11 protein-coding genes are annotated in these 12,624 nt (G+C 41.7%); 6 read left to right on the top strand and 5 right to left on the bottom strand.

Annotated elements, in window-relative coordinates:
- Positions 1-9: 9 nt before the first annotated feature.
- Genes CYP05_RS07055 through CYP05_RS07045 form a run of 3 tightly spaced genes read left to right on the top strand, consistent with a single transcriptional unit; the run spans position 10 to position 2,364 of the window.
- Positions 10-951: an SPOR domain-containing protein gene (locus tag CYP05_RS07055; RefSeq protein ID WP_103642438.1), complete on the top strand. Its 942-nt coding sequence runs from the start codon at positions 10-12 to the stop codon at positions 949-951.
- Positions 948-1,736 (top strand): shikimate dehydrogenase, encoded by a 789-nt coding sequence (locus tag CYP05_RS07050; protein ID WP_103642437.1) that lies wholly within the window; start codon positions 948-950, stop codon positions 1,734-1,736. The genes CYP05_RS07055 and CYP05_RS07050 overlap by 4 nt, the downstream gene beginning before the upstream one ends.
- A 49-nt stretch (positions 1,737-1,785) precedes the next feature.
- Positions 1,786-2,364: a hypothetical protein gene (locus CYP05_RS07045; RefSeq protein WP_141090287.1), complete on the top strand. Its 579-nt coding sequence runs from the start codon at positions 1,786-1,788 to the stop codon at positions 2,362-2,364.
- Between the two features lie 58 nt (positions 2,365-2,422).
- On the opposite strand, the gene CYP05_RS07040 is transcribed toward CYP05_RS07045, so the two are convergent.
- The 4 genes from CYP05_RS07040 to CYP05_RS07015 all read right to left on the bottom strand — a co-directional run bounded on the left by CYP05_RS07040 (position 2,423) and on the right by CYP05_RS07015 (position 9,103).
- A complete protein-coding gene (locus CYP05_RS07040; protein WP_103573127.1) occupies positions 2,423-4,258 on the bottom strand; it encodes an aryl-sulfate sulfotransferase in 1,836 nt (611 codons plus the stop codon).
- Positions 4,259-4,686: 428 nt separating this feature from the next.
- Positions 4,687-6,234: a DNA recombination protein RmuC gene (rmuC, locus tag CYP05_RS07030; RefSeq protein WP_103642435.1), complete on the bottom strand. Its 1,548-nt coding sequence runs from the start codon at positions 6,232-6,234 to the stop codon at positions 4,687-4,689.
- 80 nt (positions 6,235-6,314) lie between these two features.
- Entirely contained in the window at positions 6,315-7,481 is a 1,167-nt protein-coding gene (locus CYP05_RS07025; RefSeq protein WP_103642434.1) for a multidrug effflux MFS transporter, read from the bottom strand.
- A 410-nt stretch (positions 7,482-7,891) separates the two neighbouring features.
- Positions 7,892-9,103 carry a saccharopine dehydrogenase family protein gene (locus CYP05_RS07015; protein ID WP_103642432.1) on the bottom strand — a complete coding sequence of 404 codons (1,212 nt, stop codon included), beginning with the start codon at positions 9,101-9,103 and terminating at the stop codon, positions 7,892-7,894.
- 93 nt (positions 9,104-9,196) lie between these two features.
- Between CYP05_RS07015 and CYP05_RS07010 the strand changes: the two genes are divergently transcribed.
- Entirely contained in the window at positions 9,197-9,919 is a 723-nt protein-coding gene (locus tag CYP05_RS07010; protein WP_103642431.1) for a tetratricopeptide repeat protein, read from the top strand.
- Here the strand turns inward: CYP05_RS07010 and CYP05_RS07005 are convergent.
- Complete coding sequence (locus tag CYP05_RS07005) at positions 9,912-10,553, bottom strand: non-canonical purine NTP pyrophosphatase (RefSeq protein WP_103642430.1); 642 nt, start codon at positions 10,551-10,553, stop codon at positions 9,912-9,914. The genes CYP05_RS07010 and CYP05_RS07005 overlap by 8 nt on opposite strands.
- Positions 10,554-10,666: 113 nt before the next feature.
- On the opposite strand from CYP05_RS07005, the gene CYP05_RS07000 reads away from it, so the two are divergent.
- Positions 10,667-11,968 carry an MFS transporter gene (locus tag CYP05_RS07000; RefSeq protein WP_103642429.1) on the top strand — a complete coding sequence of 434 codons (1,302 nt, stop codon included), beginning with the start codon at positions 10,667-10,669 and terminating at the stop codon, positions 11,966-11,968.
- Positions 11,965-12,624 (top strand): NAD(P)/FAD-dependent oxidoreductase (locus tag CYP05_RS06995; protein ID WP_141090286.1); only part of this gene is annotated, 660 nt, incomplete at its 3' end. The genes CYP05_RS07000 and CYP05_RS06995, both read left to right, overlap by 4 nt.

Here is a 12,624-nt window from a genome sequence, read left to right as displayed (position 1 = left end):
GGAGAAATAATGGAAAACGAAGAGTTAAAAGATATACTTTTAGAAAAAGATGATGAGGCAAAGGGCGCAAAACTAAAGAAACTTCTTATGTTTATAGCAGCTTTAGTTATACTTTTTTTGATTATTATAGTCGCTATGAAATTAGTTAATTCAAATGATTCTGCACAATCTCAAAATGAAGCTGACTCAAGATTAGTTCTGCCTCCAGTGCCAGCAGAGCAGCCAGTCGATACGCAGGTACCTGCACAAGACACAAATTCAGATGTTAAAAAAGGCGATACACAACTTTTCGAGCAAGTGCCTATCGTGCCTGAAAACAAGCAACAAGATGATTTTGAAGATATGATCAAAAAGCTAAAAGATAAAGAAGGCGCAAAATCAGCTCCTAAAACTGAAGAGCCAAAAGAGGTAGTAAAAGCTGTAGAGCATCCAGCTGAAGCGCCTAAAAAAGCTGAGACAAAGGTAGAGGCTCCAGCTAAAAAAGCTGAAACAAAAAGCGAAGCTAAAGCAGATAAAAAGCCTGAAGCAAAGCCAGCCAAAACTGAGGCAAAAGTAGAGAAAAAAGCTGAAACTAAAGCTGAGAAAAAACCTGAAACAAAAGTAGAGAAAAAAGCTGAAACTAAAGCTGAGAAAAAACCTGAAACAAAGGTAGAGAAAAAGGCTGAAACTCCTGCAAAAGCTGAAAAAGTAGAGAAAAAAGCTGAAGCTCCAGCAAAGGCTGAGAGCGTCGCAAAAGGCTCTTATGTTCAAGTATTTGCAACTAGTAAATTTAACCCAAATGCCGACTATATGAAAAAAATAGCAGCCAAAGGTTATAGCTACAAAACTATAAAAGCTGGTGAGCTAACTAAAATTTTAGTTGGTCCATTTGATGAAAAAGGGCTACAAAAAGCTGTAAATGACATAAGAAAAGATGTCAATAAAGACGCTTTTGTCTTTAGAGCAAAATGAAAACCTTCGCAGTTTTTGGAGATCCGATAGCTCACTCGGTATCTCCAAGACTACACAACAAAGCCATTGCCGATCTGGCTCTTGATGCCCTATATGCTAGGGTTTTGCTAAAAGATGGCAATGAGCTAATCAATAAATTTAGATCCCTAAAACTAAACGGCGCAAATGTCACACTCCCACATAAAGAATTTGCTCTAAATTTAGCCGACGACGCCTCAGAGGCAGCCCAAAAAATAGGCTCTGCAAACACTTTAGTGCTAAAAAATGAGAAAATTTATGCCTACAACACTGACGCACCTGGCTTTTTAAAAGCGATATCAAATTTCAAAGAGGCAAAAAGCGCCATCATCCTTGGAGCTGGAGGCACCGCAAACGCCCTAGCCTACGCACTTAGATCGCAAAACATAGATGTTTGCATACTAAATAGAAGCAAGGCAAGACTTGATAAATTTAAAGATCACTATGAGTGCTTTAGCTGGGATGATTATAAAGAGCATAAATTTGATCTAGTGGTAAATTCAACCTCAGCAGGGCTAAAAGACGATCTTTTGCCAGCACCAAAAGAGATTTTAGATGGCATTTTAAAAAGCGCTAAATTTGCATTTGATGTTATTTACGGCAAACAAACGCCATTTTTAAAAGAGGCAAAAAACCAAAATTTAGCATGCAAAGACGGAGCTGATATGCTCTTGCACCAAGCGGTCTTGGCGTTAAATTTATTTTATAATGGCAGCCTCGATGAGAAAAAGATAGAAATTTCTATGCGAGAGGCTCTTAGCTTATAAGGCTTGCAAGACTATATCGTTTAAAATCAAAATGGAAAAATCATCAAACTTGATAAATAAGGCTCTAAAGCTTAGCGATATAAATTTTAACTCCTTTAGCCACTCTAAAAACTGGATAGGCTTTTTTGAGATAGAGGATGAAAACTGGGCTTCTGGCATAGATACCGCACTAAAGCTATTTGATAAATATTTTTATAAATTTAAAGATGAAGCATTTGTCATAAGCGCCTTAAACTACGACGATACTAACTTGAGCGATGAAACGCTTGAAGTAAAAACTTTGCACGATAAATTTAAAAAGCTAGGCATCTTGCAAGAGCCAAATGAGCACTTTGATCTTGGTTTAGATGGTGAGATTTTGCTGCCTGCCATCTGCCTTAGGATAGATGCTTTGAGATTTGATGAGATCAAAGATCTGGCTAAACTACTCATGCTCTATACATACTCCTTAAATGAGTGGTGCTTTTTTATCTTTCCAAACCTAAATTTAGCGCTTTATCCACATGATGAGAAGGGCTTTGGCTGCATCGGACTAAATGACGATACAAAAAATGGGAGAGAATTTCTGGAATTTTGTAAAAAAGAGAAAAATGCAAAGGTTATTTTAAAAGAGCAAAATAGCAAATAAATTTTAAGATCACACAAAACTAAAAGCCCTCCATTGCCTAAGCAAAGGAGGAAAATTTTTATTTCTCAAACGCTTTTTGCAAGCTAAATGGAAACGCCTGATAGCCCATAGCATTTGTCATCTTTATCTCGATACTAGGCTCTTTTGCGCCCCACTCAAACTCATCTATGTGCGGACTAGGAAGTCCTACTGGGCGACCTTTTGCGATGTCAAACTGCATGCCAGCAACAGCTGAATAGACCATAACGCTATCAAGGTCATCTTGATACTGCGTAAGGCTAGTAACCGAGCTATACCACTCTTTACCGCGCTCTTTGCCGTACTCCCAGATCTGCTCAACGGTCTTTTTGTTCTCATCGATCTTATAAACTACAGCACGAGAGTACTTCATGCCAGCGATGGCTGGTTGCTCCATGCCCCTTGTGTCGCCGTTGTCAAAGACACTTAGATAAATTTCGCCTTTTTTAGACTTGCTATCTATCCTAAATGCTGTGTGCTGCGTCCATTGCCAGTCAAAGCCACCTTTGTCGCTCTCGTATCCTGGGCATTTTGAGTATTCATCTTCGCAGACGATCTTATTGCCCTTGCTATCAACTGGCTGAAGGAGTTTATCTTTAAATTTATCACTCCAGCCCTTGTGAGCGCCCATGATCCATTTTACTTGTTTGTCACGGCCGATCTTGATAACTGCGTCTTGGTGGCGGCTTGAGATGATGATGCTATCATCACTTGGGTCGTAATCCACGCTATTTACGTGTGCCCAGTTACGTCCTGGACCTGCTCCTACGATATCGCCCCACTTATCATGCGTATCCATAGACTGAAGCTCATCAGAGCTTGCTGTATGGCCTGCTTTTTTAGCGTCTATGTTTAAGCAAACTGCGCCTTGATCAAGAGTTTTTAGCACGATGTCGCGGTAAGGATCGAGGATTTCATATAGTCTAAAGTCATCAACTACGTTGCCATCTCTGTCAAGCTCAACGATGACGTCTCGCACTGTTCTTACATTTTTGCCATCAGCCCTTTTGTAGTCGGCATTTGCCACGCGCAAGAAGTAGTGTCCGTTTTGTGCTACATCCATTGAGTGAGAGAAGTCGTTGTAGCTAGCTGGTAGCTCGCGGTTGAAAATTTCTCTACCCATGATGTCGTATTTTGCATATCTTTGGCCATATCCCCAAGTCATCGCGCCGTCATCATTTTGCTTAAAGCCCATCATTACGCCAGCGTGAAATGGCTGTTTTAGGTCGTAAATTTTACTTGGCTCAAGGTACCATCTAACCTCGCCTTTTGTATCAAGGATGAAGTTATTTGGGCTGTAGTTCCACTCGATCGCACCGCCAGCTGGGTTGTTCCAAACGACTTTTGTGCCCTTGCCTGTTTTATTTACAAAGTTATTTACATAGTAGAGGCGGTTTGCAAATTTAGCGCTTGCTGGCTTAGTAACCTCGATCTTGTCAAATAACGCGCCCTTTTGATTTGGCGTGCCAGCGCTCTCTAGGTAGATAGCTGGGGCGTAAATTTTATAGCTCTCTTTTATATGCTCAGTCTTGCCCTTGTAGCTCTTGTCGTACTCGACCTCAACGGTGTTTTGATAGTCAGGATACATACCAAAAACTGGGATGCCGCCATGTGTGCGAAGATGCTTGTCAGCCACTTTGTAGCTTATCACCTGACCGCCTTGTTTTGGCACGATAGTGACCTTAGCGTTGCTTAGTGTGTAGCCGCCATTTTTGATGACCGCTGTAAGAGGCGCTGTGTCGTATGGATTTACCACTACTTCGCCGATCTGCCCAGTGATAGCGTAGTCAAGTTTAGCTCCGCTTGGACCGCCTATCGCAAAAGCGCTCGAGCAAAGCACAGAGGCTAGTGCAACACAACTCAAAGTCTTTTTCATAACATCTCCTTTAGATAAATTTTATAAACTCTACTAATAATTTAGAAAAAGCCTTGGAAACCCAAGGCTTCAATCGGTAAAAAGGAATAACAAAAATGATTGCTTGGTGCAATTGTAATAAATTCTTATAACATAAATTTCACGCTAAAGTTAATACTAGCTTAAAATTTAAAAATATATTTAAAATTTATTAAATAGCGTATCGAGCCTCGTTATCTTCGCCATTTATAAGGTCAAAGATCTTAGCTTTTAGCTCAAAATACTTTAGATCATGCACGCCAAAGTTAGCTACTATTTTGAAAGTAAAAAGTTTTGATAGTTTAGTTAAATTTTAAACATAGGTATCAAATAGGTAGCCATACACACTTTTATGCCATAAGTACTCGAATAAAATAATATAGATACAAAATTAATAGTAACTATAAGTTTTACCCTTGATTATTTTTTATGTTAATGTTAGTTATTGATATCTCCCTAGGTCTTGCTTCAAGCTCTTTTACCTGCGTATCTTTGGGATTTAGAGCGATCTTTTTAAATTTCTCCAGCCTGCTATCAAGCCCGCCTTGACCACTCACGCTTTTAACGACCTCATTGAAGTTATCATTTACCGATCTCACCGAGTTTCCAAGTCTATTTAGCTTCTCAGCGACTGTGCAAAATTTCTCATAAATTTCATTTGCACTCTTTAATATCTCTTTTGCCTCTTTGTTGCCATGCTCCATGCGCCATAAATTTGCCACCACGCGAAGTAGCGGCATAAGTGTCGTGTGCGAGACTAGCACCACTTTTTTCTCGTAGCCGTAGTTAAATAAATTTGGATCAAATTTCAAAGCCTCCAAAAATGCTGGCTCAACTGGCACAAACATCAGCACAAAATCAGGGCTTTTTACAAGCGATGAGTAGTCTTTTTTAGCTAGCTCGTCGATGTGCTTTTTTATCGAAGCGATGTGCTCGCCAAGGGCGATTTTACTCTGGGCTAGATCGGCCGCCGCAACTGCTTTTTCGTAGGCATGGAGCGAGACTTTACTATCTATTATCATCTGTTTGTCGTCTGGGAAATTTATGACAAAGTCAGGTATGAGCTTTTTGCCGCTCACGTCAAAACTCTCTTGCGTAGTGTAGTGCGTGCCCTTTTCTAGCCCAGCAGCCTCCAGTGTGCGCTCAAGCTGCATCTCGCCCCAGTTGCCAAGGACCTTGTTGCTGCCTTTTAGCGCCGTGCTTAGCGAGTTTGCCTCTTTTGACATATTTTTGCCAAGCTCGACCACCTCTTTTAGCTGCGCGCTAAGCTCGCCTGCGCTCTTTTGCGAGTCGCTGTGGGCGTCATTTACCCTCTTTTCAAAGCTTGTTATCTTCTCCCCAAGTGGCGTTAGCAAGAGCTCAAGCGACTCTTTGCTGTTTTTTGAGAAATTTGCACTTTTTTCTTCAAATATCTTATTTGCAAGGTTTGCAAACTCTAAATTTAGCTCGTTTTTCACCTTTTTTAAATTCTCTTCTTGTGATCTTAGGATGTTTTCTTTGGCCTCGATCTCGCTTTTTAGTGCGACGATAGCGCGTTTTAGCTCGTTTTCGCTCTCGCTTGATCTTTTTAGCTCATCCTCTTTTGCACCAAGCTCGTTTTGTAAATTTAAAGATAGCGACTTTGCCATCTCGGCCATCTTTGTCTGGCTGCCAAGCTCCTCATTTAGACGCCTTAACTCGCGCTCTAGCTCGTCCTCTTTTTCATCTTTTTGCTTGAGCGAAATTTTATACTCGTCTAAATTTTTAGCTAGCTCATTTATCTTGTCACTATTTGCCTCAAGCTTTGCTCTTTGCTCGATATTTAGCCGCTCGCTATCTTTTAACTCATCTTGTAAATTTTCTAAATTTTCTCTTTGTTTTGCATTTTTCAAATTTGCATTTATCAAAAAAGCTACCAAGATAACGCAAACAAGCGCAAGAGCTGCCACCAAAATATATAAATTTTCTATCGTTAGCACTAAAATTTCCTTTTAAATTTTGGCTTTATTATAAATGAAATAGCTTTAAATTTAAAGGGCATTTAAGCCCTTTTGAGAGTTTATTTGTTTAGATAGGCAGAAAGCCAGCACAAAAATACAAAGACAAAGATGATGGCTGACATGATAAGTGGCGTCGTGGTCGTAAAGAGTGCTAGCATGGCTGATGAGACGATGCCGCTTCCATATTGCAGTGAGCCAATGAGAGCATTTGCTCTGCCTTTCATCTCTTGAGGTACTTGATTAAGAGCGGCTGCGTTTGAGCAAGAGGCGATGATACCGTTCATACTAAAGACGAAAAACATAGGTATGATAACGCCCCAAACTCCAGCGATACCAAAAAATGTAAGCGCTAAAAGCAAAGCCGCAGCGACAAAAGCGACTGTGCTTGAGGTTATAAGAAGCGAATTTAGGCTAAATTTATTGACCAAGCTCTTGTTTAAAAAACTAAGCGCCGCCACACCAAGTATATTTACGCCAAACAAAAAGCCATAGTACTTGCTCGGTATGCCAAAATAGTCTATATAAACAAATGACGATCCCGTGATGAAGGCGTATGCTGCGATGTAAAAGAAGGTCACGCTTAGAGTGTATTTCATAAATTTAGCATCTTTTATAAGCACAAAATAGCTCTTAAACGAGTTTATCATCGGCTCTTTTGAGCGCTTCTGCTGTGGCAACGTCTCTGGCAAGAAGAAGATAAGGATAAACAAAAAAACACTTGCAGCTGCCATTAGCCAAAATATCCAGTGCCAAGTGCCAATCTCTAGTAATGCGCCACCAAGTAGCGGTCCTATGATAGGAGCTGCAGCCATGATGATGACTAAGTTTGAAAGCATCTTTGCAGCTTCGCTATTTTCAAAAACATCGCTGATCATCGCACGGCTAAGCATAGGTCCCACGCACGCGCCTGCGGCTTGAAAGATACGCCAGATTATCACTTCGCTCATGCTTTGTGACATGGCACATCCGATGGAGCCAACGACAAAGAGCGCCATACCGATAAATAGCGGAAGTTTTCGCCCTATTCTGTCGCTAATAGGCCCCCAAACGAGCTGTGCGATGGCAAAACCGATCAAAAAGCCAGTGATCGTTAGCTCCGCATCGCCATGAAGCTGTCGCTCCATCGTAGGCATGGCAGGCAGATAGACATCCGTTGATAGCGAGGTGCAGGCCATTAGACCGCTTAGAATGACTAAAAACCAGATAGATGTTTTTGTTAATTGCAAGATTCCCCCTTTTTAGCTGCGATTAAGATTTCGTGAATATAACATAAATTTATAAATTGGCAGCAACAAGCGCCCAAAACTAGCTTTGGGCATAAATTTAGAAAATTTGCTTTGGTGGAGTGAAGTAAATTATCAAGGTTTTGTTTGGCGAAGAGGTTTAAATTTAAAGGCAAAAATTAGGCAAAGTGACTTTTATCTAGACGAGATGGTTTTAAATTTTGAGGCAAGAGCTACCAATCTGGTAATGACCAAACAAAATAAAAATTTAATAGAACTCAGGTGAAGTATTTTTCGCTTAGACGAGGCGGTTTTAAATTTTGTGATGGGAGTTACCGAGTGGGTAATGACCGAGCAAAATTTAAAACCAACGAAGTATAAGTAGAAAAAGACAAGCCTAAAGAGTCTAAATTTTAAACTTCGTATCTCTCTCCTGGTTTCATTTCTATTACCTCCCACGGCAATCCCTGCTTATTTAGCTCGTCCATGAAAGGTTTTGCATCAAAATTCTCCATGTTAAAGACGCCTTTTCCGCTCCAGATACCTTTTGCGACCATTAGTGAGCCAATCATCGCTGGCACGCCTGTGGTGTAGCTAACAGCCTGCGCGCCTGTCTCGGCGTAGCAAGCCTCGTGGTCGCAGACGTTGTAGATATAGACTTGGCGCTCTTTGCCATCTTTTAGACCACGTATCACGCAGCCGATGTTTGTTTTGCCTTTTGTGCGAGGGCCAAGGCTTGCAGGGTCAGGTAGAAGCGTCTTTAAAAACTGGATCGGCACTATTTTCACGCCGTTATGCTCGACCTCGTCGATGCGTAGCATTCCCACGTTTTCTAGGCACTTCATGTGAGTTAGGTAGCTTTGTCCAAAGGTCATAAAAAAGCGAATTCTCTTTAGTCCTTTGATGTTTTTAACTAAGCTTTCTAGCTCCTCGTGATAGAGCAGATAGCTATCTTTGACGCCTACTTTTGGGTAGTCCCACTTAAACATTATCTCCATCGGCTTTGTCTCGATCCACTTGCCAGCCTCCCAGTAGCGGCCATTTGCGCTAACTTCGCGTAAATTTATCTCTGGGTTGAAATTTGTCGCAAATGGATAGCCGTGGTCTCCTGCGTTGCAGTCTAGGATGTCGATCTCGTGGATCTCATCAAATAAATTTTGCTGTGCATAGGCGCAAAATACGTTTGTCACGCCCGGGTCAAAGCCAGAGCCAAGAAGCGCCATGGTGCCAGCGTTTTTGAAGTCACCATCCTTCGCCCACTGAAGCTTATACTCAAATTTTGCGGTGTCTGGGTGCTCGTAGTTTGCGGTGTCGATGTAAGGTATGCCAGCCTTTACGCAAGCGTCCATAAGGGTTAGGTCTTGATACGGCAGCGCGACGTTTAGAAGCAGATCAGCCTTTGTTTGTTTGATGAGCTCCACCACGGCCGCTGTGTCATCAGCGTCGATTTGCGCGGTGTTTATCTGCACGCCAAGGCGATCTTTTATAAATTTAGCGATCGCATCGCACTTGCTTTTTGTGCGGCTTGCTAGGGTGATATTTGTAAAAACGTCCGAGTTCATCGCACATTTTACGGTTGCGACTTGGCTAACGCCACCTGCTCCGATGATTAAGATATTTGACATTTTTGGCTCCTTAAAATTTTAGTGATTTTAGCAAAGTTAATATAAATTTCTAGCTTCAAAAGGTAAAATGAGCCAAATTTTAAAGGTAAAAAGATGAAGAAAATTTTGCCATTTTTAGCGCCTATTTGCCTCTTTGCAAGTAGCTGCGACGAGCTAGTGCAAGAGAGCGTAAATGAGTTTTATAAAAGTGATAGAAATTTGGAGAGAGCCATAAATTTAGCCGAGCAAGCGACTGATGTCTGCTTAAAAGAGGGCAACACCGAGCAGGCGATCGCTTCGCTAATAAATGGCGCCAGCATTTGCATGGTAAATAAAGAGCCTCAAAAGGCACTAGAGCTCTCGCAAAAAGCACTAGAGCTCGCGGCAAACGTTAGTGACAAACTGCTACTAGCTCGCTCTTATCAAAATATAGGCGCAGCAAAAAAGGCGCTAGGCAAATACGACGAGGCGCTTACTAGTTTTCAAGATGCTCTAAAAATTTATGACGATGCGCCAGATACCCCGATGCACGACGAGCTCATCTGCATAAAAGGCATCGCAAACACCTACTACCTAAAAAACGACTTTGACAAAGCCCATGAAAACCACCTTTTAGCGCTAAATTTACTTGATATCACGCCAGAGCTAAGTGGCAACGAGCTTGTACGATCAGAGCTGTTAATAGAAGTCGCTAACGACCTAGCAAAGCTTGAGCAAAAGGACGAAGCTGCCAAAAACTACAAAAAGGTGCTTGAAATTTTAAAAGGCAAGGAGCAAAACCCGCGCGTGCTGGGTCTTTTAGAGCGAGCCAGCAAAGGACTAAAGGAGCTTAACTAAAGTTTTTCTTTAGGCTCTTTAGCACGAAATTTGCAAGCTCTAGCCCCTTTGAGCGGTGAGAAATTTCAAGCTTTGTCTCGTTATCTAGCTCGCCAAGCGTCTTTGTAAAGCCATCTGGGATAAAGAGTGCATCGTAGCCAAAGCCGTTTGTGCCGCGCTCCTCGTCTATCGCCTCACCATACATAAAGCCATGCGTCGTGTAGTCGCCAAATTTTGAGCTAATAGCGATACAGGCGGTGTAGTGAGCTGGAGAGCTCTTTAAATTTAGCGCCTTTAGCTTGCTAATTAGCTTTGCTCTATTGTTTGCGTCATTTGCGTTTTTGCCGCACACTTTGCCATTTTCACCAAGGTCAAAGTAGCGAGCTGAGTAGATCCCTGGCTCGCCACCAAGTGCATCCACACTGATGCCGCTATCATCGCTAAGTGAGATAAACTCGCTTTCAAGTCCCTGCTCTTTAAGCTTTGCAAAAACTGCTCTTGACTTTATGAGCGCATTTTGCTGAAAAGTGCTGCCATCTTCAACGATCTCAAATGGCTTTACAACCTCACTTAAAGCGTAAATTTCATAGCCTTTTAAAAACTCTTTTATCTCTTTTACTTTGTCTAAATTTGATGTCGCAAGCACGATTTTCATCGCAGAACTCCTTGATTTTTGGGCGTATTTTACAAAAAAGTAGATTAAAATTTTTAAATTTAAATTAGTGTTAAAATGATAAACTTAATCCTTTTAAAAATAAGGGAAAATTTATGTTAAAAAGCGTTTTGCCACTATCTTTTATCGTAGCTAGCAGATTTTTTGGGCTTTTCATAGTCCTGCCGGTGCTTAGCCTTTACGCGCTAAATTTAAGCGGCGCAAATGAGTTTTTAGTAGGGCTAATAATAGGCGTCTATGCGATCTCACAGATGATATTTCAAGTGCCTTTTGGCGCTCTCTCAGATAAGATCGGCCGCAAAAAAGCACTAACTATCGGCCTTTTGATCTTTGTGGCTGGCTCTATCGTCTGCGCGCTGGCAAGTGAAATTTACACGATGCTTTTTGGCAGATTTTTACAAGGCGTGGGAGCCGTGGGAGCCGTGGCAACAGCGATGATAAGCGACTTTGTAGCTGAAGAAAACCGCTCAAAAGCCATGGCGATAATGGGTGCTTTTATAGGGCTTAGCTTCACACTTTCGATGGTGCTTGGACCGCTTCTTGCCAAGGACTACGGGCTTTCAAGCCTTTTTTATCTAAGCGCCGCTCTTAGCTTGCTTTGCGTCGTGCTACTCTACACCGTCGTGCCAAAAGAGATAAAAGTGAGCGCAAAGGCCCAAAAGGTGTCATTTGGCAAGCTATTTTTACAAAAAGACTATATGATCATAAATTTCACCTCTTTCATGCAAAAGATGCTCACAAGCATCGCATTTTTGGTTATCCCGATCGTTTTAGTAAAAGAGTATGGCTACGAGAGTGGCGAGCTTTACAAGGTCTATACGCTTGGCGCTGTGCTTGGCTTTTTGGCTATGGGGCTAGCTGGCGCGCTGGGCGATGGCAAGGGGCTTAGCAAGGTCATCTTGATAGCTGGCACGCTGCTTTTTGCCCTAACCTACGCCATTTTTGCCCTTAGCTTTACGAAATTTATATTTGTGGTTGGCATCGCGATATTTTTTATAGGTTTTAACCTCCACGAGCCCATCATGCAATCAACCGCGACAAAATTTGTAAAATCCTCACAAAAAGGCACCGCTCTTGGCATCTTTAACTCATTTGGCTACTTTGGCAGCTTCGTTGGAGGCGCGTTTGGCGGATACATCATGCATGCTTTTAGTTTTAAAGTGCTTGCCATCGTCTGCGTGGTGCTTTGCGTGATCTGGCTTGTTTTGCTATTTAGCCTAAGCGATCCAAGAATTTTTAAAAACATCTACCTAAGCCCAGAAGCGAGCTTAAATTTAGAGCTACTAAATAGCCAAAAAGGCGTGGTGGATTATTACAAAAACGAGAAAAAACAAGTGATCAAATTTGACTCCCGCCTAACAAGCGAGGCGGCCTTAAAAGAGAGCTTGAAGTTTTGATCTACGACGTCATCATCGTTGGTGCTGGCGCTAGCGGGCTCTTTTTAGGAGCAAATTTAAGGGGCAAAAAGGTTGCCATTTTAGAAAAAAACAGCAGCGCTGGCAAAAAGATCTTAGCAAGTGGTGGCGGCAGATGTAACATCACAAACCGCTTTGTAAGCGCTAAAAACTACCTTGGCGAGCAAAAATTTATAGAGCAAATTTTAAAAGTGCTAAGCCCTGATCAGGTTTTGAAATTTTTTAGTGAGCTTAAATTTAGCGAGCAAAAGCAAAATCAGTTTTTCTGTGATAGCGGCGCAAAGAGCGTTTTGAGCCTACTTTTAAAAAGGCAAAATGCAGATATTTTTTATAATAAAGAGGTTCTTGGCGCCAAAAAAGTAGATGAAATTTTTGAAATTTTGACAAAAGATGAGAAATTTAGAGCCAAAAATTTAGTCATCGCAAGTGGCGGACTAAGCTACAAAGCCCTTGGTGCAAGCGATGTTGGATATAAAATAGCTAGCGAATTTGGCCTTGAGCTCTCAATGCCTGCCCCTGCTCTTGTTGGCTTTAGCGTGCAAAAAGATGAGTTTTGGTTTAAAGAGCTTAGCGGCATTAGTCTAAGTGCTGATGTAGTGATAAATACCAAAAACGAGAGCCATAAATTTAGTGGTGAT

It is taken from the genome of Campylobacter concisus, from assembly GCF_002913545.1.
Classification (GTDB): Bacteria; Campylobacterota; Campylobacteria; order Campylobacterales; family Campylobacteraceae; genus Campylobacter_A; species Campylobacter_A concisus_AV.
This window is presented reverse-complemented; position numbering and strand designations above follow the sequence as displayed.

Coding starts and splice junctions, on each gene's coding strand:
- CYP05_RS07055 (WP_103642438.1), top strand. CDS start 10: ATGGAAAACGAAGAGTTAAAAGATATACTTTTAGAAAAAGATGATGAG.
- CYP05_RS07050 (WP_103642437.1), top strand. CDS start 948: ATGAAAACCTTCGCAGTTTTTGGAGATCCGATAGCTCACTCGGTATCT.
- CYP05_RS07040 (WP_103573127.1), bottom strand. CDS start 4,258: ATGAAAAAGACTTTGAGTTGTGTTGCACTAGCCTCTGTGCTTTGCTCG.
- CYP05_RS07015 (WP_103642432.1), bottom strand. CDS start 9,103: ATGTCAAATATCTTAATCATCGGAGCAGGTGGCGTTAGCCAAGTCGCA.
- CYP05_RS07010 (WP_103642431.1), top strand. CDS start 9,197: ATGAAGAAAATTTTGCCATTTTTAGCGCCTATTTGCCTCTTTGCAAGT.
- CYP05_RS07005 (WP_103642430.1), bottom strand. CDS start 10,553: ATGAAAATCGTGCTTGCGACATCAAATTTAGACAAAGTAAAAGAGATA.
- CYP05_RS07000 (WP_103642429.1), top strand. CDS start 10,667: ATGTTAAAAAGCGTTTTGCCACTATCTTTTATCGTAGCTAGCAGATTT.